The organism is Geotalea uraniireducens Rf4 (assembly GCF_000016745.1).
In the GTDB taxonomy this organism is placed as follows: domain Bacteria; phylum Desulfobacterota; class Desulfuromonadia; order Geobacterales; family Geobacteraceae; genus Geotalea; species Geotalea uraniireducens.
This window is the reverse complement of the sequence record NC_009483.1, coordinates 310,180-332,597: the sequence shown is the minus strand read 5'-3', so window position 1 is coordinate 332,597 and position 22,418 is coordinate 310,180. Positions and strand designations below refer to the sequence as shown.

Sequence of the window (22,418 nt, the reverse complement as noted above, 5' to 3'; positions counted from 1 at the left end):
AGCGAGAGGATGGAAAATCGAGGACAGATTTCCGGAAATTTGAGAGCTAATAGTGGACCTATTCGTCGAAAATTTACGGAAATATGGACCGATTTGCCATTCTCGCAGTAGATTCATTCCTAAGTCCGACAGTCTCCTAGGATTCCGGCAATCTTGGCGGACATTGCCTGCACCGTGAACGGCTTCTGAATAAAGTTGCCCAGGTCCGACGCGTCCAAGTACTGGACGACGACATTGTCGGTATACCCCGACATGAAGACGACTTTCAGCCCGGGATGCACGGACAGGAGCTGTTTGTGCAATTCCGGCCCGTTCATGTCCGGCATGATCACGTCGGTTATGAGAAGATCTATTACCCGGCCGTCGACCAGTGAAAGGGCATGACATGGGTCGTCGGTTTCGATAACGTCATAGCCGCTTCCGGCCAACAACTCTTTGACCATCGTCCGGACCATTTCATCGTCCTCCACGAGAAGGATGCTCCCGTGTGCCGCTGGTATGGCCGGGGCAGCAATGCTCTCCTCGTTTTTCAGGCACGGCATCGCCACGACTCTCGGGAAGTAGAGTTTAAAGACGGTCCCTTGGCCCGGTTCCGAGTAAACCCAGACATTACCCCCATGTTGCTTAACGATGCCGTAGACGGTTGCCAAACCGAGTCCGGTCCCCTCCCCCGCCTTTTTCGTGGTAAAAAACGGCTCAAAGATATGATCCTGTGTTTCCCGATCCATCCCACAACCCGAGTCGCTGACAGCCAGCATGACATAGTGGCCCGGGATGACATTGGCATGGTGGCGGGCATATTCCTCGTCAAGCACGACAGGCGCGGTTTCTACGGATATTATCCCCTTGCCGTCAATGGCGTCCTGGGCATTGACCAACAAGTTCATCAGGATCTGCTCAATGTGGGTCTTGTCGGCACAAATTCCGTCCAATTCCGGCGTAAGCCGCAGCCGGATGTCGATACTCTCGCGAATGGTTCTGCGCAGTATTTCGGCAAACGAAGAGACAACCGTGTTGAGATCGGTGATTTTCATGTCCAGTAACTGTTTGCGCCCGAAGCTCAGGAGCTGCTGGACCAGCTCTTTTGCACGGAATGCGGCACGCAGGATGCGCTCCATTTTTTCTACGGTTGGGCTGTTTTCGGGCGCTTCCCGCCGGGCTATGTCGGCAAAACCGATGATCGGCGTCAAAAGGTTGTTGAAATCATGGGCGATCCCCCCTGCCAGTCGACCTACGGATTCCATCCTCTGGGCTTGGTTCAACTGCTCCATCAGGCTTTTCTTCTCGTCTTCCGCCGCCTTGCGCTCGGAAATGTCGCGCGCCAGTACGATCAAACGCTCGATGCCGCCGATCGATGCCCGCCGCATACTCACTTCCACCCAGAAAAGATGTCCGTCACGGTGTTTGCAGAGCCATTCGAAAAGTTGAGGTTCTCCATTTGCAGCCAGCTCCATCCAGGCCATGGCTTCTTTCTGCGTGTAAGGCGTGGCCCCCTGACTGATGGCCTCGACATCTATGGCGCAAGCCTCGTCATGACTGTAGCCGTACATGCCGCACATGGCCTGATTAACATCGAGAATTGCGCCGGTCGCCATGTCGTGTATTAAAATCGCATCGCTCATATGGTCGAAAATCGCATGGAACTTTTCTTCGCTCGCCTTGAGCAAAGCTTCAGCAACCTCCCGTTCACGCAGTCTGGCATCGAGAGACTCCGTCATGGCGTCAAAGGATTGGGCAAGAAAGCTGATTTCGTCGCCACTGTAAGACAGGCCTGTTCTGGCGGACAGATCTCCGTTCTTAACCGCCTGGGAAGCTTCTGCGAGTTGTTCGATGGGGCTCACCAAGTAACGCCCAGCCAGCAGCCGGGTTACGACGAGGGCGCTCAGTAACGCTGCGATAAAAATCGCCGCCGAATTTGCTATATATTTTTTCACGCCTGCCAAGGCGGCCTTTTCCGGGATGGAAACCCTGATATAGAGGTATGGTTGCTCATCCTGATGGAGGCGCAGCCGTTTGAAGGCGAGTAACCGCTTCACGCCGTCAAGGCCGACATCGACAAATGCTCCCTCGTCACGAGGACCGGTCACCCGGCGGCGCAGGTCCGGCCGGTCCACGAAGCCACCCTTGATTATATTGTGGAGGGGATAACGGTAAAGAACGACCCCCCTGTAGTCGGTCAGGTTGAGGGCGGAGTTGGGGGGGAGCTTCTGGGCATCGAAAAGGCTGTTGAACTGGGTGAGGTCGAGGGCGGCATACAAGACCGACAGGGGCGATCCGGTCGCATCCAGCACCGGCAGCGCAAAGTGGATCGTCGGTTTGCCGACGGCCCTGCTTATTACATATTCTCCGACACTGAACCGCTTCGTTCTCAGGGCGTCCTGGAAATACTTTCTATCCTCGATACTATAGCGGGAAGGAAGGGGCTGTACGCCGGTGGCGATAATATTTCCCTGCGTGTCGGCAATGCCGATATTCAGGCTGGAAGGGCTCTGGCGGAGAATATCCCGGAAAATCCCGGCACACGCCTTTTTATCTTTGCGTCTGACTTCCGGAAATTGGGACAGGGTTGTGAGGAGGTTGCGGACACCTTCAACCTGCGCATTATGCTGGTAGGCAATGGCCTGGGCCGTTACCAGCGCGGCATGTTCCGCTTCACTGTAATCTTCCCGGTAGCTCCCATACAAGTTATAGCAAACAGTCAGCACGACCGGCAACCCGGCAAACAGCATGATGATGAGGAGCTTGGTCCGTATGGAAAGCCGGCGGAAAATATTCAACGCTGCATCTCCTGTTGATGAAGAGTTCGTTGCGGCACGGGTAACGCCAGGTCTTCGTGGTCTGCCGGTGGCTGGTTGTCAGCGCTGTGAGGGAATAGACCGTAAGGGTCTTTTCGGCTGTGATTGACGATTACATGAGTAAATATTTAACCAATTCCGAAATATCCTCTAATTGAGCACCATGCAACTGCCGATTTCAGGCCCGTATCCCTTCTTCACGGCAGTTCCAGCGGCGGTTCGGCGAGCGCCGCCAGTTGTTCGCGCAGCTGGATGATCTGCTCACCCCAGTAGCGCACGGTGTTGAACCAGGGAAAAGTACTGGGGAAGATCGGGTCGGTCCAGCGGCTGGCAAGCCAGGCGCTGTAGTGGAGCATGCGCAGGGCGCGCAGGGCTTCGATCAGACGAAGTTCCCGCGGCTGGAAGTCGCAGAACTCGCTGTAGCCCTCGATCAGCTCGGCAAGCTGGGCGTTCTGGCGCGGCCGCTCGCCGGAGAGCATCATCCACAGGTCCTGCACCGCCGGTGCCATGCGAGCGTCGTCGAAATCTACAAAATGCGGCGCACCGTCGCGCCAGAGGATATTGCCGCTATGACAATCGCCATGAGCCCGGATGTACCGGAGCGGCCCAACATCGGCCATGATCCCGTCGATCGCCTCCAACAGTTGGCCGGTGACGGCCTCGTAGCTTGGCCGGTACTCGTCAGGGATGAAGCGTCCAGCAATCAGGGCCACGCTGGCGTAACCGAAACTCCGGCAGTCGAGGGTGGGCCGGTGCAGAAAAGGTCGTACTGCGCCGATGCTGTGGATACGGCCGAGCATGCGGCCGAGAATCAGCAGGTTGTCCAGGTTGTCGAACTCCGGGGCATGCCCCCCCTGCCGCGGATAGAGGGCAAATCGAAAGCCGTCATGATGAAAGAGGCTATCCCCGGAAGCATTAGTGATCGGCGCCACCACCGGCAGCTCATGTTCGGCCAGTTCAAGGCAGAAATGATGTTCCTCGATGATCTGCGCATCGCTCCACCGGCCGGGGCGGTAAAACTTGGCGATGAGCGGCTGCCCCTCGTCGATGCCCACCTGGTAAACACGGTTCTCGTAGCTGTTCAGGGCAAAGGTGCGGCAATCGCAGCGGAACCCCTGGCTCTCGACGGCGTCCATGATGAAACTGGGGGTAAGGGTTTGAAAAGGGTGCGGGCTTTCGGGCATCGATCCTGGTTCTCCGTATCGCTTCTGTCTGGTTTCTCAAAGTTCCGCCGTCACTATACCATCAATCGCGGCGGTAACCAAGGAGAAGCGCAGCCGAGCGGCGTAAACAGCAAAGGCGACCGAATAGTCGCCTTTGCAATTACATGAGTATGGATGTCCCCGGAATCGCGCCACTCAGAGCGGAGCTTCGTTAGTCCGGGCATATGTTCCCATCAGCTCCGCCGTCGCCAGGATATGCCCCACCATCGCCGCTTCCAGCGCCTCCTTTGTCGAGGCTTCCGGCAGCTTCAGCCTGCTGTCCAGCGCGAACAGCCGGAAGAAGTAGCGGTGCGTTCCCGGCGGCGGGCAGGGCCCTACGTAGCCCTGTTCCCCACCGCTATTAAACCCTTCCCACGCCCCGTTCGGCGCCGTGTGCTCCCCGATCTCCTTCGTTTCCGGCAAAATGTCCCAGACCACCCAATGGACCCAAAGCCCCGCCGGAGCGTCCGGGTCCTCCATGAGAAGCGCCAGCGACTTAGCCCTCTCCGGCACCCCATGGATCACCAGGTGGGGGTTGATGTTCTCACCGTCGCAGGTGTATTTCGACGGGATCTGTGAACCATGATTGAAGGCCGGGCTCGTAAGCTTGAATTCCATCTGCCACCTCCTGCGCATGCGTTTTTGTTTTCTATTCAAATTCTTGCAGGAAACTGGCGGAATGCAAGGGATGTAACCGAGAAGTATGGTTCGCTCTAAAAAGTTGACAAACTCCTCTTCTCCGGGCAACAATCGGATGGCATCCGCCTCACCTTCTCACAAGGATAAGGAAACAGCATGAATCCTGCAAACCTCACCTGTATCGATCTGGACCAGCCGAGCCTCGAAGGGTTTCGCCAATTCATCAGCTCCTGGCTCTACCGGGACAACGGCTTCACCCTGCTCATCGACCCCGGCCCTCTCTCCACCATCCCTCGCCTCTGCACCGAGCTTCGCCGGCAGGGGATAGAGCGCCTCGACTACGTGCTGCTCACCCACATCCACATCGACCATGCCGGCGGGACCGGCGCGCTCCTGCGGGAGTTTCCCGGAGCGACCGTCATCTGCCATCCGGAGGGGATTCGCCACCTGGTGTCGCCGGAAAAGCTCTGGGAAGGCTCCCGTAAAGTGCTCGGCCCACTGGCAGACGCCTATGGCGAAATCGTGCCGGTGCCGGCGGAGCGGATCCGCTTCGACGAGACCATCGGCCGGAGCGGGGTGCGCGCATTTCTCACCCCCGGCCATGCCCAGCACCACTGTTCCTATCTACTGGACGACCTCCTCTTTGGCGGCGAGGTGGCCGGCGTGCGCTGCGACGTTCCCGACGGGATCTTCATGCGTCCGGCCACGCCCCCCCGCTTTATCCTCCAGGTCGCCCTCGACTCCCTGGACCGGATGATCGCCCTCGCCCCACGCGCCATGGTCTTCGCCCACTACGGCCTGGTCGATACAGCCCTCGACCATCTGCGGATCGCTCGCAGCCAGCTCCTGCTCTGGGTCAGGGGGGTGGCGGCAACCGCAGCGGCCTCAGAGACGCGGCGGGAAGAAGCCCTCGTCGCCTGGCTGCTGGAGTGGGACAAGCATTACCGCAACATAAGCCGACTGCCGGAGGACATCCAGGCTCGCGAACGCTACTTCCTCGGCAACACCCTGCGCGGCATGATGGAGTACGTTGACGCCATTTCCGCCGAGGAGCGCCAGGCGCTGCTGGATGGGTAGACGCTGCACCGCCCGCCGATCCGCAGCTTGCATGGGCGTGCTGCTTCATCCGAAAATACGGGAGCCTCGACAGTCCCCCGTAAAAACTGCACCCTTGTATTCTCCGAGGTAAGAACGCCATGAACAGGAAACAGAAAACCCTCTTCGCCATCACCGTAGGACTGCTGGGGATCTTGCTCATTTTCCTCCTGAGCGCCAGGTTCATCGTCATCACCAGCTACCGCGCCCTCGAGAAAGCAAGCGCCAAGGAGCACCTGCAGCGGGTGGTCAACGTCATCGACAACGAACTCGACTCCATGGTATCTTCAACCGGAGACTACGCGACCTGGGACGACACCTACCGCTTCATGCAGGACGGCAACGCTGAGTTCATCGAGTCAAACCTGGCCGAGGACTCTCTGGCCAAACTCCGCGTCAACCTTGTCGCCTTCGTCCGTCCGTCCGGTGAAATAGTCTTTGCAAAGGCACTCGATCGCGGGACGGCAAAAGCGGTGCCGCTGCCGCCAGAGCTCGGACAGCATCTCACCGCGTCGAGCCCCCTCCTGCAACACCGCTCTACCGAAAGCACGGTCAAGGGAGTCCTGGTGATGAACGGCACCCCCATGCTGGTCGCCGCCAAACCTGTCCTCACCAACGCGGGGAAAGGGCCGATCCGCGGCACCCTGATTATGGGGCGTTTTATCGACGCCGCGGAAACCGCGCGGCTGGCCAATATGACGCGCCTCCATCTGGACATTTCTGCCTGTGACCAGGCATCCCTCAATGCAGCGCCGTTCAAAGGGAAGAAGCCCCTCTCCCTCGCCAACCCCTTCCGCGTCCGCCGCGCTGACGACAAGACGCTCAACGGATTCGCCCTGATCGGCGACCTCTACAACCGGCCCGCATTGCTCGCGAAAATAACGCTCGTTCGTCAGATCTACCAGCAAGGGGTCAAGACGCTCCAGTATTTCCTTTTCTGCTGCATCCTCATCTCACTGGCGAGCATCATCGTCTGCAACTGGGGGCTTGGTAAATACTTCGGCTCCCAGCGCGAGGAGGAGACAGAGCGCCTCTACGCCGCGGCAGTTGAACATGCTGCCATGGGCGTGGCAATCCTGGAGGCCGGGTCCTGCCGGATTGTGCGGGCCAACACCGGGTTTTCCGTACAGTTGGGTTATCCACCCGGGCTGCTTGAAGGGACGTTGTTCAGGGAGATCCTTGCCGACGACCCGGAATCCTTCGAGCGTTGCATCGAGACCGTACTCCGTGACGGAAAACCGAACCGGGCCGAACTCCACCTGACACGTAATGACCGGTCCCTGGCCGTCATGGAGGTGCATGCCAGCGGCACCCTGCTGGATGATCAGCAGTACCTTTGCCTCGTGCTCCACGATATGATCGAGCAGAAGCAATCAGAGCCGGCTTGAACAGGGACGGACCGCCTTTTTGATAAGACAGTCTGACCTGTTGTCCCCCCTGCTGTCTGGCGAACATCAAGTCATAGTGAAAATCCATTCCCCTTTTGTTTTGCTCTTCTTCTGGTATCATTTCCGTAGGGACAGAGGAAAGAATGGTAGGGCTTCTCAAATAAAAAAGTGGGAGGTAGCTATGAAAAGAATGCTCCTTGCGGCAGTAATGGCGATCATAGTCCTGACCGTGACAGGGTGCGGGGACGACAGCAGTGTGCCCCCGCGAATCGTTACCCAGATCCTCAGTGACCCCGTGTTTGACGGTGATATCGCGCAAGATGTCAACGGTGCTTTCACGATAACACAGGGCATGAGCTCAACTGTACAAAGCGTGTTTGCCGGCATAAATCCTGCCACCGGAACGGAATTCCGGGCGTTCCTGGATTTCCCGTTGAGAGGCGTGGACGGGGTCCCGGTTAACGCCAGCATTGTCTCGGCGACCCTCGATATAGTGATCGACAGCATCCAACCGCTGTCAGGCACGGTGCCAATTCGTATCGAGCTTGTTTTCTTTCAACCACCGACGTTGCAAGCCTCGGATTTTGACCGGGCAATCCTGTTGCCGCTGACATTCGTCACGATCACACCGCCGATTTCCCAAGCCGACGTAGGTAACCACGTAGCGGTTGATGTGACACCATTGATGACGGAAGCACAGATTAGAGGCCTGGACAACTTCCAGATCCGCATATTGGAGGATTTGGGGCCAGTTTCTCCCGGGCTGATCGAAATCGACGACAGCACGGGAGTGAATCGAGACGTTCTTGCACCTTTGCTGGAGGTCACATATTTCTGACCCCGTAGTTGTGGCTGACTCTCTGCCGGCAAAAGGCTCGCTGGTTTCATCAGACGGCAAGGCCCGCGAAAGCGGGCTTTTTTCCTGGACAGCCCACTACCATCTGACACCTCATTTTTGGATTGCCTTCGGCCTGCTCCACCAGTACACTTGTGCCGAAAGGAGATCCCCATGACACTGCTCTACACCCTCGACCTGCTCGGGACCGCCGCCTTTGCCGCTTCCGGCGCCTTGGCCGGCATCCGGCGCGACATGGACATTTTCGGCGTACTGGTGCTCGGCCTCGTCACCGCCACCGGCGGCGGCACCCTGCGTGACCTGCTCCTGGGGGATACGCCCCCCTTCATCTTCCAGAACGAGACCTATCTCTACATTTCCATCGCGGTCTCGCTGGCGGTCTTTATCTTTCACCGCAACCTGGATTTCCTCAAGCATCCGCTCCTCTTCTTCGATGCGGTGGGGCTCGGTACCTTCGTCGTCATCGGCACCGGCAAAGCACTCGACTTCCGGATCGGCTTTCTCGGCTCGGTGATGATGGGGGTCACAACCGCTACCGCCGGCGGCATGATCCGCGATGTTCTCTCCACCAGGGTTCCCATGGTGCTGCAAAAGGAGGTTTACGCCTCAGCCTGCCTGGCTGGAGGGGTCCTTCTCACCCTGCTGCACCACACCGCAATCCCCCGCGCCTGGGCACTGCTTGTCTCCGCCTCGACGGTCATCATCCTGCGCCTGCTCGCCATCCGCTATAACTGGTCGCTGCCGCGGCGATGCAACGACATGGCGGAACGCTGAGACCGCCTTGTAAAAATAAAAAGCACCAATACCAGTAATTGGTGCAACGGTCCAAATCAGCCCCGGTAACGCCATGACATCCCGCCTAGTCGAATCGCTCAAAACGCGGCACTTCGCGCCCTTCGACCAGCACGATCTCCAGGAACATCGCCAGCGGGCGCACCCAGAGCGAGTCGTTATCATACAGGCAGCGATAGACTACCAGCTGTTCGTCGGTTTCGCTATGACGGGCCGTCCCGATCACCTGGTAGTTGCCCCCCTTGTAATGCCGGTATCTCCCCGGCAGCGGCGTCCCTTGCATACGCGCTCCTTTCGCTTTCCAAAATGTCAGACCACCGATAGACGTCATCATAGAACTTGGACAATATTGTTGGGAAGAGCCGCCCACTATTTCTGGTTGGAGAATCCCACGCGGTCGGGATGGTTGCAGATAAAACTGTCCCCCATGCAGAGGGAATACTCGCAGAATCTGGGGTTGGGCTTTTTCACCTTGCACTCGAAAAATTCCTGACTGATCATGCGGGTACGACAAACTTTCTGGGAGCTCAATACTTTAAATATATTCATACTGTCACCTCTTGTTTTTAATCTTTCTCTGTTTAGCGTGTCAACAAACGAAAAAAGCCGGGACCGAATATCAGGAGAGATATTTCGGCGACCCGGCTGTCTTCTGGAGATCCTGTGGCTTTCCGTCCCATCCTCGCGGATGGTTTAGTAGTATCGTCTATCTGCTTGATTTTTCGAACATCATACTGTAGCCGTCGGGGAAAGTCAAGTCGGGTCCCCCGCGATTTTCGCGAGAAGTAGTTTGTTCCCTTTTGGAGTTCGGCAACCCTTTGCATTCACTCGTTTTCCCTGTAAACTTCCGGTATGCCCCCGATCGAACCCCATGTATGTCCCGACCTGAAGGAACTCCGCCGTCACCAGGAAACCCTTGCCCAAAGCGTGCGCCTGGAGCCGCTGCAAGGGCAACCCGAAACCGTTGCCGGGGTGGACGCGGCCTATGCCGGCGAGGAGATCGTTGCCGTGGCCGTTCTCTTCGACCTCGCCACCCTCACCCCCGTCGCACGATCCTTCGTCGTCGCCCGTCCCGCTCTCCCCTATATACCTGGCTTTCTCTCGTTTCGCGAAGGCCCCCACCTGGCCGAGGCGGTCCGCCGGCTCTCGAAGCGACCTGACCTCCTCATCGTCGATGGCCAGGGGATTGCCCACCTCAAGCGGTTCGGCCTTGCCTGCCACCTCGGGGTGGAGCTGGGGATTCCTGCCATCGGCTGCGCAAAGTCCCGCCTCGTGGGAGAGTACGTCGAGCCTGCGGCAGAGCGTGGCTCACGCACTCTCCTGCTCGACCGGAAGGAGGCGGTCGGCGCCGTCCTCAGGACCCGCAGCAACGTAAGACCGGTCTTCGTCTCCCCGGGCCATCTCATCACCATCGACGAAGCAGTGGCAATGGTGCTCCGGACCACGGCGGGCTTCCGCCTCCCCGAACCCCAACGGGAAGCCGACCGCTTTGCGGCCGAGATCAAGCGGAAACTTTTGGCTGGGGAAGCTTATGCAAATACCAGATGCAAAGCCTGATTTTTTCCGCGGGAAAATGCGACCTCCCTCCGTCGCTGCCGGGCAATTCCCACTTGTGTCGGTCCGATTGCGTATGGTATGTAGAATCAAAATCTTAAAGGGGGTGGATGAGATGCCTATCTACGAATACATCTGTGCCGGCTGCGGTGAGGAGTTTACCAAGCTCCAGAAGATGGGGGGAGCGGCGGCAGCCTGCCCGAAGTGCGGCTCAAGCGACGTGGCACGCAAAATCTCAGCCTGTGCCATCGGCGGGGCTACTGGGGGGGGAAAGCGGGGGCGGCAGGGGCGGAGGCTGATGCCCGGGGCACTGACCGGTCGGTCAGCTTAAACGGTTCTTCCTGTAAGAAAATATTTCGAGTACGGCTTTTCGATGAAGGCACCCGTCATCGAGAAGGTAGACGTCCTCGCCGCCAAGCTCCCATAAGTGAGGAGCCGCGGGTTTCAGAAGATAAGACAAAGGCGGCCGTTTGGCCGCCTTTGTTAGTTTCTCCTTCATTGGCATGCGAGGGGCCTGACGGGACAATCCCCCCTTTATTCCGCCGGCAAACTCTGCTATGTTAGCACCTCCATATTCCGCTTTCGTAAACGGTAACTACATTTTTGAAGGAGAACACCTGTGGCAAAAACAACTGCTGGAAAAGTATCTATTACACCCCGTCCGCCGGTCGACCTGAGCGGCGAAGCAGGGTGGGTCCCCTTCGATGCGCCGGCACTGGTCGGCGAATCGCTCCGCTTCGTCTCCGGCGAGCCGGACGGAAACCGCTTCCGGGTCCGCTATTATCGTGACGGGGAGCAGCATTTGCAGGCGCGCATATGGTTCGGCCCCGAGACTGAAGGCCCTCCGGGACATGCCCACGGCGGCTCCATGGCCGCGGTATTCGACGAGGTACTGGGGCTGGCCGCCTGGGCGGCAGGCTATCCGATCGTGGTCGGCAACCTGAACGTCAGTTTCCGTAACCTGCTGCCGCTGCAAAAAGTGGTGACGGTCGAGAGCAGGGTCGTCTCCGCCGCAGGGCGCAAGGTGATGGTGCATGGCCGGATCTGCCACGGCGAGACGGTCTATGCAGAAGGCGAGTGCCTCTGCATCACCATTCCGGGGAAGTGAGTGTATTCGGCCCGAGTCCCAAGACATCACCGACAAAGGCGCCCATAATGGCGCCTGCTGCGCGGTCCTGGATGGTTGTGTCAGGCATGGTGGCCTCCCTGTTGTAAATTGGGTCAAGGGGTCGGAAAATGGTCCGGCCATGGGTTAAGAATAACAAGGACGGGAAATGATGAGTCAATCTTTGTCGGTCGTCCGCCACAGATTCCTTTTGCGAAAAATGTCGCTTCCGTCTAGAATGACGGTCTCGGCTGCGGCCATGCGTGCCGGAACGGAAAACGGCGGCCTCTCAGGTGGAGTTATGCCGCCGATCGTTGTCGTGGTAGAACCGTCGGGTCATGCAAGTGGTCGATCGGCAAAAATAGAAGGGGCAGCGACTCATAATTCACTGAATTCAATGAAATCACCTCACTCCCCCGCACCTGGCAGATGCGACTTCTTCGCCACGAATCCCACCTTCAGCCCGAAGGGCCTTGCAATCTTCTCAAGCGTTTCGAGGGTCGGATTCCCACGGTCCCGCTCGATCTCCATGAGCACGCGGGGGTAGATCTTCAAGATTTTTTCGGCATATTCGGTCTGGGTCAACCCGACGATCTTCCGCATTCGCCGGGTCGCCTGCCCGATCGTCAGCAGACCCGCATCGATGTCGGCATAGAGCGCCTCTTTTTCCCTCCGGATCTCCTCCGGCGTCCGTTTCTTCGTCGCTCTTCGCGGCATCTCTACCCCCTGGTCTCTGCGTCCCGCAAGTCTCCGGCAACCTCGGCGCAGCTGGAAGCGCCCCGCGCTTCGGCGTACTCGATGAAGTCAGCTCTCTTCTCGACGATCTCCTCCCGGGTGAACCCCGGATGCGGGCCAGCAGGGGGGATTACAGCCTCGGCAACACGGATGCTGCCGGGAGGATTTCCTGCCCCCCTTCACCAGAAGCTCCCAGTCCGCCTCAGCACCGTCCCGGAGGTCGAGCCGCCGCAGCCAGACGCGCCGTCCGGCCCCCGTCGGCATGATGTCCAGAAGAAACGCCGGCCACCGGTCGCTTCGGTGCAGCTCGAAGGTTACCGGGTAGCGAAGTGCAACTCCGGGAGCGGTTTCTCCCGTCGCATGGTCGAGGACGTAGTCGATGTCATATGGAAGCCCCCCCCCGACGATCCCCAGATCCAGTGAGCTGCGGTCCGGGGTGAACATCCCCGCCGTTCGCCATCTGCCGTGATGAAAGATTTGTATGGTAGCTTGCATGGCTATTTAAATAGCACTTTTCCAGCATTATGACAAGCGCACATGTCAACATAATAGCCAAATTAATATTTGGCAAGGGAATACGCCAGATGATCCTAAAGGCCCTGCGCAAGGTCGAGCAGAAACAACAAAGGCGACCGATTGGTCGCCATTTGAATAAGTATTGTCCCCGGAATTACCTGATGTTATGCATAAGCTACCATAACAGCTCGCGTTCGGATATAAACTCTCTGTTCCTGCCGCTGAGTGGATCCTTGAATCGCAGCATTTGAGCGACAAGCTGGAGGGGAGTGTCGAAGTTGTCCTCACTTTCGGCCTGCAGCTCAGGATAGTATCTGTCGTTCAGTATCCCGAACCCGAGACCGCTCATGTGGATCCGCAGCTGATGGGTTTTGCCGGTTCGCGGCTGCAGGGTAAAACGGGCCATCCCTCCTTTGACCTCCACCAGATTGATGGCGGACCGGGCATTTACTCCGCCGGGTGCCGTCTTCATCCGGAACCACGGTTCTCCCCGCTCTATTCTGTTCCGGATATCCCATGATGCTGTTTCCTGAAGCGGCTGACACGCCGAGAGTGCCTGATAGGTTTTTTCAATGAGACCATTCAAGAAGAGTTTGCCGTAGAGCCCTCTGCTCTTTTTGTTGACGGAAAAGAGCACTAATCCGGCTGTTTCACGATCTATGCGGTGGAGCGGCGCCAGATCTGCGATGCCGGTGCTGCCGCGCAAACGGTTCAACAGACATTCGTCAACATATCGGCCACCAGGGGTCACGGGAAGGAAATGCGGTTTGCAGGCGACCAGAATCTCGTCGTCGAGAAACAGGATTTTTTCAGCAAAGGGAATGAACGGCTCAGTACAGACTTCGCGGAAATAAAAAACGCGTCTCAATGGGGCATATTCAGTATCCAGCGTTATCCGTTGTGCTTTTTCGTCAAGGACCTTTCCCTCTGAAATCCGTTTTTCCCAGATCTCCCGGGAAATAGCGGGGAATCTTCCGCTCAAGAAAGCAAGGATGGAAGGGTACGGTTTTTCGGCTTTCGGCATGGTAACGACGGAAGGATGTTTCGAAATTCCCATGTAACGTTTCCTCGTTCAACATCATATCGCTTAATAGTTCATGAATGTCCACGAAATTCGGGACATCAATAAATCTCGACAAAATATCCTCTCCCTATATACTCTATTCCTGACCGGCCCCATCCCCTTTCTGGCTGCACGGGGTTGCCCGGCAATACGTAAAGGAGAGGACCTGTGGAAAAGACACTTAACCGCTGGGTGATTGCATTCATCTGCACGCTGCTGATGGTCAGCCTGGGGACTGTCTACGCCTGGAGCTTCTTCCAGAAACCCCTCTGCGACACCTACTTTTGGTCGAACAGTCAGGTAGCATGGGCCTTCAGCCTCGCCATCTGCTTTCTCGGCCTGGCTGCCGCAGCCGGGGGGATGTTGTTGCCCAGGACAGGACCGACCAGGCTGGCCCTGCTGGGGGGTGTGCTGTTCGGCTCCGGTTACCTGCTGGCGGCGCTGGCGCTCAAGATGCATTCCCTCCCGCTCCTTTACATAGGTTATGGCGTAATTGGAGGGACCGGGCTTGGGCTCGGCTACGTCACTCCGGTCGCCACGGTGGCGAGATGGTTTCCGGACCGGAAAGGGTTTGCCACCGGCATGGTGGTCATGGGGTTCGGCTTTGGCGCCCTGCTCATGTCCAAGGTTATCGCCCCCCTGCTCCTGGCGCAACTGGCCGGGGACATGGTAAGGGTATTTGCCGTCATGGGGGTGCTGTTCCTCCTGGTGACCATTCCTTGTGCGGCCTTTGTCAGGAACCCGCCCGCAGGGTGGGTGCCGTCGGGGTATGCCCCGCCGCAGGCGAGCGCCGTGAGCGGCCCGGACGAGTGGTTAAGAGGAGCCCGCGCCTGCATTCTTTCGCGGGAGTTTGCGCTGCTCTGGGTGATCTTTTTCTGCAACATCACCGCAGGCATCGCCATCATCGGTTTCCAGTCGCCGCTCTTTCAGGATATCTGCAGCAAGGCTGATCCGGCGCTCGGAAAGGAGGCCCTGGCGCGGTACGGCGCCACCCTGATTGCGGTCAGCTCCCTTTTCAACGGTGTCGGCAGGTTTTTCTGGGGGGGACTCTCGGACCGGATCGGCCGACGGGAGACCTTCAGACTCATCCTCGGCTCCCAGCTCCTGGCATTTGTTCTTTTGATGTATACCGACTCCCCTTGGCTCTTCGCACTGCTGGTCTGCTACATTCTCCTCTGCTACGGAGGGAGTTTCGGAACCATGCCGGCGTTCGTGCTCGACCTGTTCGGCAGCAGGGTCATGCCCGCCGTCTACGGCACGATTCTCACCGCCTGGGCCGCCGCCGGTATCGCGGGGCCCCAGCTGGTGGCCCTGATCAAGGATCGCTACCCGACATGGCTCTACCCCGGCCGGGCATCCTTCTACAGCTTTGCCATGGGATGCGGGTTTCTCCTGGCCGGGCTCGTCTTCTCGTTTCTGATGAAGTCACGCCGCAGCGGATGATTTCAGTTGCAAACCCTGCTTGGCGAGAAACTGTGACGGGCCGCCTTTGAAATTGGTGTGGTCCCCCATAATCCCTCCGATTGGCCGCCTTTTGAATTAAGTAAACTGTCCCGGAAACTCACCTCCCGGAATTCACCTCATCCCGTGTCACTTCGGTAGATAGGTGATCACCGAGAACATCTAGGGAATCCGCTCCTCTCTCCTCTCAATCTCTCCTTTGCTGCTATACTTGTACCAGGAGGAACGCATGGTCAGAAGGGTGCTTCCATATGCATTACTGCTTCTGTTTCTGTTCGCGGGTCCTGCCGCCGCAAACAGCGGCAGTAACGTGGCAACAGAGGCGCAGCAGGGGTTTAAGGAAATCCTCGATCTCTGGCGGGTAGAGGACTACGAAAGGCTCTTCACCCGGCTGGAGCATCCTCCCGGCAAGGGATGGACCTACTTCGCGCAACGGATCGTCTACGCCTCGCGGATTCCCGCCTGCTGCTGGGAAATGCTGCAGGAAGTGAAGAGCACGGTGTTCGACGCGGACAACGTGATGATCAACGCACGCGTGGGCTTAGAGGTTGAGGGAGTTGGGACACGGTTTGTGGTCCGGGACTTCCGTTTGCATCGCAGCGGCGGGGTGTGGATGCTTCCGCTGCAGGACGTCCTCGATCTTGCCGACTACAACTTCCAGCGTATCCCCCGAAAGGTATACGAGCGGCAACTCGAATGATGTTGTCCCCGGACTCCGATCAGAGCCCCTCCAAGGGGGCAGGTGGTAATAAAAGGCGCTGTCCCCCTTTAATCGATTATGATATGATTTTCTCCCCAGCACGGGAAACAATTCCACAACAAGGAGTACACCATGGCAAGAGCCACTGCCCGCCACATCCTGGTGGCAAGCAAGGAGGTCTGCGAAGACCTCAAGAAGCAGATTGAAGCTGGTGCCGACTTTGCGGCTGTCGCACGGGAACATTCCTCCTGCCCATCGGGCAAGCAAGGTGGAGGACTGGGTGAATTCGGCCCGGGCCAGATGGTCAAGGAATTCGATCAGGCCGTTTTCACCGGCGAAGTGGGCAAGGTCCTCGGTCCGATCCAGACCCAGTTCGGCTACCACCTGCTTGAAGTCACCAGCCGCACCGAATAGGCAGGTATTATTTGTATTACAACCAGTAATAAAAAGGGGCCAAGCTGCTTATTTTCAAAGTAGCCTGGCCCATTTTCTTCTCCACTTCATCTTGTCCCCAGAGACCTCTTGACCCCAGAGCCCTCCCTAACGACTACCGGCAAGGTGCATCCAGTAACGGCAGAAGAAATTTTTCAAAGATAACCTTTTGCTTAGCGGTCAGCAGATCGAAGTTCCCTTCGTTATCGATAAAAAAGGTGCCGACGCCGATGACTGTTTTTGCCAGATAGCCGGTACCGGCAACACTCTGTTCAATCTCATCCCTTCGTTTGCTTATCAGGTTTTTCATCATGTCAATGTCTACATTCATATGTTGTACTCCAGCTGAGGTAATATGCGCTTCTCGCGCTTAGGGCTGCGTTCCGCGTAGGTCTAGTATGCACTATTGTGAACAGAACATCCACCACCAATCACAATGCAGCGGATGTTAGCCCGTAATTGCCAGCGCTAAGTAACGTTCGTTACCTAACAATAACAGCTAATAAACTATAAGCGCTTATCGATTATTAGTCATAGGTTCTATGTAACGAAAATATGCTTTCCTTTATTTGCAAGATCGGGTAGGAGGCGGGATTGCTCCCGCCGTCCTCCCACACCACCGTGCGTACGGTTCCGTACACGGCGGTTCATGAAGTACGTTGAAGTCGGTGAAGCTGGTCTATGAGTGATACCAGCCCCAGTTTGTCGAAGTAGAATTTCGGAACAGCTTTGTTCATATGCGCGGCCCCTGCATTCCACCAGGGGCCGCGGCCGTTTGTGGCCGACCGCCATGCAGTTGCCTCCGATAATCCCCGCCGCATCAGTTTCTTTGCTCGCGTCTTGGGGCGCTTCCACTGCTTCCAGAGAATGCGACGCAGTTTACGTCTCAGCCATCCGTCCAGTTCCTCGAAGATGCCTTTTACTTCCGCGTACCGAAAGTAGTTTAACCAACCCCTAAGTTTCGGGGTTGTCTCTTCAACGGTGGTTTGGATGTTCTGACCCCTTCCCCGCCTAAAGATCGTCTTGAGGTTGGCCTTGAGCCTGGCAGCCGCTTTCTTGGCCACGGTAAGCCGCGGTTTGCGGTGCCGGGTCATGCTGTAACTCAGAAACGACCTTTTCCACGGACGGTCAACCGCGCTTTTGCCCTGGTTGACCGTGAGCTTGAGCCGCTCGGACAGGTAGCCGGTAATTGAGGCCATGACACGCTCGCCGCTTCTCCTCGTTGCAACATAGATATTTGCGTCGTCGGCATAGCGGCAGAACTTATGGCCCCTTCTTTCCAGTTTCTTGTCCAGTTCGTCGAGGAGGATGTTGGACAGCAGCGGCGAGAGAGGCCCGCCTTGCGGCGTGCCTTCCAACCGGGGTGACGTCACTCCTCCTTCAAGTATCCCTGCCTTAAGGTAGCTGTCGATAAGGGACAGCACCAGACGGTCTCCAACCTTGCGTTTCACCAGCGACATAAGGGTGTCGTGGTGGACTCGGTCGAAAAATTTCTCAAGGTCAATGTCAACCACCCACCTAAGGCCGCTCTCTACATACTTCCGAGCTGCCTTGATCGCTTGATGGGCGCTCCGTCCAGGGCGAAACCCGTGGGAACTTATGGAGAAACCAGGGTCGAACAGCGGGCTCAAAACTTGATGCACCGCCTGCTGAATGAGTCGGTCAAGGACGGTGGGAATTCCCAGCATCCGTGTGCCGCCTCCCGGTTTGGGAATTTCTACTTTCCGCACCGGTTGCGGGTGATACGTTCCCGTCAGCAGTTCTTCTCTGATGCGCGGCCATTCCTCCTGTAGGTAGCCCTTCAGGGCCGTTACCGGCATGTTATCGACGCCGGGCGCTCCCTTGTTGCGCATTACCCGTGAGTATGCCGCCATCATGTTGCCGCGACTGACGATCTTCTCCATCAGTCCCGTTGCCGCTTCCGGCCAGTGAGCTGCTTTCCTTCCCGTGACGTTTGCCGCACCTCTCCCTTTCTCTCGCGGTTTCCAACCGCTACCCTCCGGGCTGGCGCCGGGTATCCCAACCCGGCCTTCTGCTGCTCCTGTCGTCATCGAAACTCAAGGCTCCTGTCCGCTTACTTCAAGTTCGGCCCTTTGTCGGTCGGTTATTCCGACTCGTATGGCCTCTGCTGACTTCTGCCAACCCATCCCGGCACCTCTCGATGCCGGTAGCACAAGGCAGGTTGACAGACCTCCCAGGGTAATGCGCGTGACCTTCATCCCATATACCCGCCGCATCTACTTCCACATCTTTCTGGATGGTTATCGGGCTTTGAATCTGTTTGCCTTCTCGCCCAGATGTGGCTGCCTCATATGCGATTCCTGTTCGTCGGGCCAGGACTTTGCCTACAGCTTCCTTCAGATTCCGGGTCGCCCCGGACACCCTTGCTGTTCAGCTATCGGTTCCCACCATCAGGGTCCGAAGAGGACTTTCACCTCCAAGTCACCAATCAGGCACCATACCCAATTGGATGGCGCTTACGCGCCACGCGCCATGCCTGGCGCACAAACAGCAAAGGCGACCGATTGGCCGCCTTTTGATTAAAATATGGATGTCCCCGGAATTACCCTTATGGTGATGTCGCGCAGACCTGGAGCATCGGCTGGCCCGAGCAGCAGCATGTTTAAATGTTAAACCTGACCCTCAATCTTGTCCTAGACCGGCTGATCAGACAAGTTTAATCGGCGTAGATCATCTTTCGCGTCATCCCACCGTCTACGACAAAATTCTGCCCTGTGACAAACCCTGCCTCTGGCGAAATCAGATATGCAGCCAAGGCGGCCACATCCTCTGGACGACCAACTCGTCCCACCGGATGCTGAGCATGATCGTTCGGGCTCAACACCGGCTCTTGCCGTCTGCTGCGCTTACGCCAGCTATCAACGGCGATCCAGCCTGGGCTGATGCAGTTTACCCGTATCTGCGGGCCAAGACTTATTGCCAAGGCGTGAGTCAGGGAAACCACCCCACCTTTGCTGGCGGAATAGGCCACGGTATCGGGCTCAGACTGCATAGCTCGGGTTGAGGCAATAGTGACGACGGCCCCATGAGAGGAGCGCAGAAGCGGCACTGCATGCTTGCAGCAGAGAAAGGTGCCGGTAAGGTTAACCCCCAGCACCCGGTTCCAGTCGGCCAGCGCCAACTGCTCCACCGGTGCGGCCACAGCTGTAGCAATACCTGCGCTGGTGATCAAGGCATCGAGACGGCCATAGCTACCGCCTATGGAGCGCAGCAACTCCGACACCGCCGACTCGTCTGCCACATCGACCACATATCCACTGGCCGATGGGCCCAGTTCCCGCGCCGTCTCTTCTACCGCCTCGGCGTCGATGTCGGCAATTGCCACACGCATCCCGTCCGCCACAAACCGAAAGGCAATGCCCTTGCCGATCCCCTGGGCACCACCGGTGACTAAAGCAACTCTGTTGTCGCTGTTTTGCATCATATGCGTCTCCTCACCGAATGGGGCTGCAGTCAAAGTGTACCAAATTTATTTACAGGTTTGCAGATAGGGCGATCCGGCCATCTCCACGTGGGTCAGGAACAGCCGTGTGTCAAACTCCAGCTGGTGGTAGGCGGGTTCCATGTATTCGCACAGCTGGTAGAAAGCCTTGTTATGCTCCTTCTCCTTCAGGTGCGCAAGCTCGTGCACGACAATCATTTTCAGAAACTCTAGGGGCGCGTCCCGGAAGATGGATGCGATGCGGATTTCGTGCTTTGCCTTCAGCTTGCCCCCTTGTACCCTTGATACAAAGGTATGGATCCCCAGGGCGTTGTTGATCACATGGATTTTCCCATCGTATAGCACCCTGCTCAGCGGCTGAGCGGTGCGCATGAACTCGTTTTTGATGTTGACGGTAAAATCATAGAGTGCCTTATCGGTTCTGGCATCATGCGCCTTCGGATACCTCTGCACAATGGCGCTGCCCAACCGGTTTTCCACGATCAGCTGGGCCACCTGGGCCGTTATCTGCGGTGAATAGCCTGCCAAATATTTCAATTGGTGCATCTGCAGTTTCTTCCCTTCTCTTTCGTTCCCGTATCATACCTGTTGTCGCCGCACAGGTCAAACGTGCAGCCAGGAAAGAGGTAAACAATGAATGAATCACGAGAGCTGATCTGGCATCGGGAGCGGCACCTTTCCACTTCATAATTCGTCCCGAATGCTTCATAATGCTTCCCATGACCTCACTCCGGCGCAATATCCCCCTGCTCTACGCGTTCTCCTTTCTCCAGATGACCCTCTTTCCCATGGCGGTCATCACCCTTTTCTGGAAGGACCACATCGGGCTGTCGCTGTCGCAGATCCTGCTCCTGCAAAGCATATTCGCCGTGGCGATGGTCGTGATGGAGTACCCGTCCGGGTACATCAGCGACAGGGTCGGCTACAGGACGGCCCTGACCTTTGCGTCGATTCTCGGGATACTGGGATGGGGAGTCTACACCGTAGCATCATCGTTTTGGGACGTCCTCATCGCGGAGATACTCCTCGGCATATCCACCTCCTTCATAAGCGGTACGGACAGCGCGCTCCTCTACGAATCTCTGAAGGGAACGGAGGAGGAACCTGCCTATGCGCGTTTCGAAGGTCGATCAACCGGGTTCGGTCAAACCGGCGAAGCGGCGGGGGCGTTGTTCGCCGGAGTTCTCTATGCCAAGTACCCCATCCTCCCCTTCTTACTCCAGGTGGGGGTCTGGATTCTGGCGTTGCTCCTCACGCGCGGGTTGACGGAACCGCAGCGTGAGCAGAGACACCACGGGGGACACCTGAAAGAGGCTCTTGCCTCTGCGCGATACGTCTTCATTGAGAATCGGCGCCTCCGCGTAACGATCCTCCTGAGTATCGTGCTGGGGCTCTCATCCTTCTACCCGGTCTGGTTGATCCAGCCGTACATGCGTGACGCCGGCGTCCCCATCGCCTCCTTCGGCCCGATCTGGGCGGGGGCCAATCTCACCGTCGCCATCTTCGCCGTCCTGAGCCATCGGGTGCGGGAACGCCTTAAGGAACCCGGCATGATTCTGCTTCTGGTGGTTCTGGTGTGGGGGGGATATCTGGGGTTGGGGTGGACGGCAGGGGTGTGGGGATTTCTCTTCTACTACCTTCTGACGGCGATGCGAGGGATGCGGGGGCCGTTCCTTCTTCACGTCACACAGGCCGAGATTCCGTCGGCAAACCGGGCGGGCACGCTCTCCCTTCAGTCCCTCTGTTTCCGGCTGCTTTTCGCGATCACCGGCCCATTGGTGGGGAGGTATGCCGACGCATGCGGGGTAAGAAAAACCTTCCAGCTACTCTTAATTGCCTTCCTCCTGGTCCTTCCCCCTTTGGTTTATCTCTTCCTGAAGAATCGGCACATTGATGGTTCCGTGGGTTGAACTTTCGAACAATACCCCGGAATTCCTAACGAAAGTCTCTTCCCAAACAGCAAAGGCGGCCACTTGGCCGCCTCGCGAATTAAAGGATGTCTCTGTCGAATAGCCCTACTTGATATTCTTGCTGCTGAAGAGAATCGCCTTGTCCCCCACGAAACTCACCGTGATGTTCTTCTGCTCGTTCCCCCAGACGCAGTTCCTTACAAACAGAGCCTCCGAGCAGTTGTCGGGCTTGCCGAGGATCTTGACCACCTCGGTGTACCCGATCCCTGTCTTGATTTTGGAGTAGTTCTCCATTGTCAGCTTGCTGCAACCAAGGAGCATGGCCAGCGAAAACAGTACAAGTGTCAACCGAATACGCACCAGCATTGTATCTTTTCCTTTCCTTAGAGGCTGTTGAAACCGCTTGTCGTCACTATAGCAGACGGACGTAAAAGTGTCCCTGTCCGCCTTATGAAATACGTATGGTCTCCACGGAATTCCTAGCGAGGCTGAGCACGCTCTCCCCCTGGCGCAGGGAGATCCGGCAGAACTCTTCGAGGGTAAGCTCCACCCCCGCCCGAGCCAGCGCCTCGGCATTGGCCTGATAGTAGAGGTGCTCGGTCTCCATCAGCACCCCGTCGTTGTCCCAGAAAATCCCGTCAAACATTCTTAGTGCATACCTCGGCGTGTATTGTGGTTCAGCTTGCCGTAAAATTCAAGAACAGAAATAGCA

At 57.4% G+C, this 22,418-nt stretch carries 24 protein-coding genes, 1 pseudogene and 1 riboswitch; of the genes and pseudogenes, 11 read left to right on the top strand and 14 right to left on the bottom strand.

The window, feature by feature from the left end; translation table 11 throughout:
• Positions 1 to 119: 119 nt before the first annotated feature.
• The 3 genes from GURA_RS01365 to GURA_RS01355 form a co-directional block, all read right to left on the bottom strand.
• On the bottom strand, positions 120 to 2,777 hold the full coding sequence (locus GURA_RS01365) for an ATP-binding protein (RefSeq protein ID WP_011937212.1): 2,658 nt from the start codon (positions 2,775 to 2,777) through the stop codon (positions 120 to 122).
• Positions 2,778 to 2,992: 215 nt separating this feature from the next.
• Positions 2,993 to 3,979 (bottom strand): serine/threonine protein kinase, encoded by a 987-nt coding sequence (locus tag GURA_RS01360; protein ID WP_011937211.1) that lies wholly within the window; start codon positions 3,977 to 3,979, stop codon positions 2,993 to 2,995.
• 174 nt (positions 3,980 to 4,153) lie between these two features.
• Positions 4,154 to 4,615, bottom strand: a complete 462-nt coding sequence (locus GURA_RS01355; protein ID WP_011937210.1) for a YbhB/YbcL family Raf kinase inhibitor-like protein — start codon at positions 4,613 to 4,615, stop codon at positions 4,154 to 4,156.
• A 177-nt stretch (positions 4,616 to 4,792) separates the two neighbouring features.
• On the opposite strand from GURA_RS01355, the gene GURA_RS01350 reads away from it, so the two are divergent.
• From GURA_RS01350 to GURA_RS01335, 4 genes are all read left to right on the top strand, one after another.
• The gene (locus GURA_RS01350) at positions 4,793 to 5,713 is read left to right on the top strand and encodes an MBL fold metallo-hydrolase (RefSeq protein ID WP_011937209.1); all 921 of its coding nucleotides are present in this window, start codon (positions 4,793 to 4,795) and stop codon (positions 5,711 to 5,713) included.
• 119 nt (positions 5,714 to 5,832) lie between these two features.
• On the top strand, positions 5,833 to 7,119 hold the full coding sequence (locus GURA_RS01345) for a CHASE4 domain-containing protein (protein WP_011937208.1): 1,287 nt from the start codon (positions 5,833 to 5,835) through the stop codon (positions 7,117 to 7,119).
• 181 nt (positions 7,120 to 7,300) lie between these two features.
• Positions 7,301 to 7,957 (top strand): hypothetical protein, encoded by a 657-nt coding sequence (locus GURA_RS01340; protein WP_011937207.1) that lies wholly within the window; start codon positions 7,301 to 7,303, stop codon positions 7,955 to 7,957.
• A 171-nt stretch (positions 7,958 to 8,128) separates the two neighbouring features.
• Entirely contained in the window at positions 8,129 to 8,749 is a 621-nt protein-coding gene (locus GURA_RS01335) for a trimeric intracellular cation channel family protein (protein WP_011937206.1), read from the top strand.
• Positions 8,750 to 8,834: 85 nt separating this feature from the next.
• Here the strand turns inward: GURA_RS01335 and GURA_RS01330 are convergent, their stop codons facing one another.
• Positions 8,835 to 9,050, bottom strand: a complete 216-nt coding sequence (locus GURA_RS01330; protein WP_011937205.1) for a DUF1653 domain-containing protein — start codon at positions 9,048 to 9,050, stop codon at positions 8,835 to 8,837.
• 86 nt (positions 9,051 to 9,136) lie between these two features.
• Positions 9,137 to 9,316: a hypothetical protein gene (locus GURA_RS01325; protein ID WP_041245211.1), complete on the bottom strand. Its 180-nt coding sequence runs from the start codon at positions 9,314 to 9,316 to the stop codon at positions 9,137 to 9,139.
• A gap of 83 nt (positions 9,317 to 9,399) precedes the next feature.
• Positions 9,400 to 9,475: riboswitch (cyclic di-GMP riboswitch) on the bottom strand.
• A 144-nt stretch (positions 9,476 to 9,619) separates the two neighbouring features.
• On the opposite strand from GURA_RS01325, the gene GURA_RS01320 reads away from it, so the two are divergent.
• The 3 genes from GURA_RS01320 to GURA_RS01310 all read left to right on the top strand — a co-directional run bounded on the left by GURA_RS01320 (position 9,620) and on the right by GURA_RS01310 (position 11,429).
• On the top strand, positions 9,620 to 10,324 hold the full coding sequence (locus tag GURA_RS01320) for an endonuclease V (protein ID WP_011937204.1): 705 nt from the start codon (positions 9,620 to 9,622) through the stop codon (positions 10,322 to 10,324).
• A gap of 112 nt (positions 10,325 to 10,436) precedes the next feature.
• A complete protein-coding gene (locus GURA_RS01315; RefSeq protein WP_041245210.1) occupies positions 10,437 to 10,652 on the top strand; it encodes an FmdB family zinc ribbon protein in 216 nt (71 codons plus the stop codon).
• Positions 10,653 to 10,940: 288 nt separating this feature from the next.
• Complete coding sequence (locus GURA_RS01310) at positions 10,941 to 11,429, top strand: PaaI family thioesterase (RefSeq protein ID WP_011937203.1); 489 nt, start codon at positions 10,941 to 10,943, stop codon at positions 11,427 to 11,429.
• A gap of 405 nt (positions 11,430 to 11,834) precedes the next feature.
• On the opposite strand, the gene GURA_RS01305 is transcribed toward GURA_RS01310, so the two are convergent.
• The 3 genes from GURA_RS01305 to GURA_RS01295 form a co-directional block, all read right to left on the bottom strand.
• Complete coding sequence (locus tag GURA_RS01305; protein ID WP_011937202.1) at positions 11,835 to 12,143, bottom strand: helix-turn-helix transcriptional regulator; 309 nt, start codon at positions 12,141 to 12,143, stop codon at positions 11,835 to 11,837.
• An 87-nt stretch (positions 12,144 to 12,230) separates the two neighbouring features.
• Positions 12,231 to 12,656 carry a hypothetical protein gene (locus GURA_RS01300; protein WP_011937201.1) on the bottom strand — a complete coding sequence of 142 codons (426 nt, stop codon included), beginning with the start codon at positions 12,654 to 12,656 and terminating at the stop codon, positions 12,231 to 12,233.
• Between the two features lie 196 nt (positions 12,657 to 12,852).
• A complete protein-coding gene (locus GURA_RS01295; protein ID WP_011937200.1) occupies positions 12,853 to 13,734 on the bottom strand; it encodes a pseudouridine synthase in 882 nt (293 codons plus the stop codon).
• 174 nt (positions 13,735 to 13,908) lie between these two features.
• Here GURA_RS01295 and GURA_RS01290 point away from each other — a divergent pair, with 174 nt between their 5' ends.
• From GURA_RS01290 to GURA_RS01280, 3 genes and pseudogenes are all read left to right on the top strand, one after another.
• Positions 13,909 to 15,183, top strand: coding sequence for an L-lactate MFS transporter (locus GURA_RS01290; RefSeq protein ID WP_011937199.1), 1,275 nt, complete (start codon positions 13,909 to 13,911; stop codon positions 15,181 to 15,183).
• Between the two features lie 247 nt (positions 15,184 to 15,430).
• Complete coding sequence (locus GURA_RS01285) at positions 15,431 to 15,901, top strand: hypothetical protein (RefSeq protein ID WP_011937198.1); 471 nt, start codon at positions 15,431 to 15,433, stop codon at positions 15,899 to 15,901.
• Between the two features lie 126 nt (positions 15,902 to 16,027).
• Positions 16,028 to 16,315, top strand: a pseudogene (locus GURA_RS01280) (peptidylprolyl isomerase); the annotation flags it as partial.
• Positions 16,316 to 16,448: 133 nt separating this feature from the next.
• Here the strand turns inward: GURA_RS01280 and GURA_RS01275 are convergent.
• From GURA_RS01275 to GURA_RS01260, 4 genes are all read right to left on the bottom strand, one after another.
• A complete protein-coding gene (locus GURA_RS01275) occupies positions 16,449 to 16,664 on the bottom strand; it encodes a hypothetical protein (RefSeq protein WP_011937196.1) in 216 nt (71 codons plus the stop codon).
• Positions 16,665 to 16,980: 316 nt separating this feature from the next.
• Positions 16,981 to 18,384, bottom strand: a complete 1,404-nt coding sequence (ltrA, locus tag GURA_RS01270) for a group II intron reverse transcriptase/maturase (RefSeq protein ID WP_011937128.1) — start codon at positions 18,382 to 18,384, stop codon at positions 16,981 to 16,983.
• A gap of 626 nt (positions 18,385 to 19,010) precedes the next feature.
• Positions 19,011 to 19,778 (bottom strand): SDR family oxidoreductase, encoded by a 768-nt coding sequence (locus GURA_RS01265; RefSeq protein ID WP_011937195.1) that lies wholly within the window; start codon positions 19,776 to 19,778, stop codon positions 19,011 to 19,013.
• A gap of 45 nt (positions 19,779 to 19,823) precedes the next feature.
• Positions 19,824 to 20,342: a M48 metallopeptidase family protein gene (locus GURA_RS01260; protein WP_011937194.1), complete on the bottom strand. Its 519-nt coding sequence runs from the start codon at positions 20,340 to 20,342 to the stop codon at positions 19,824 to 19,826.
• 164 nt (positions 20,343 to 20,506) lie between these two features.
• Between GURA_RS01260 and GURA_RS01255 the strand changes: the two genes are divergently transcribed.
• Entirely contained in the window at positions 20,507 to 21,706 is a 1,200-nt protein-coding gene (locus GURA_RS01255) for an MFS transporter (RefSeq protein ID WP_011937193.1), read from the top strand.
• 105 nt (positions 21,707 to 21,811) lie between these two features.
• Here GURA_RS01255 and GURA_RS01250 read toward each other — a convergent pair whose 3' ends face one another.
• Positions 21,812 to 22,072 (bottom strand): DUF3862 domain-containing protein, encoded by a 261-nt coding sequence (locus tag GURA_RS01250; protein ID WP_011937192.1) that lies wholly within the window; start codon positions 22,070 to 22,072, stop codon positions 21,812 to 21,814.
• 82 nt (positions 22,073 to 22,154) lie between these two features.
• Positions 22,155 to 22,352, bottom strand: a complete 198-nt coding sequence (locus tag GURA_RS01245; RefSeq protein ID WP_011937191.1) for an HAD family hydrolase — start codon at positions 22,350 to 22,352, stop codon at positions 22,155 to 22,157.
• Between the last annotated feature and the right edge of the window lie 66 nt (positions 22,353 to 22,418).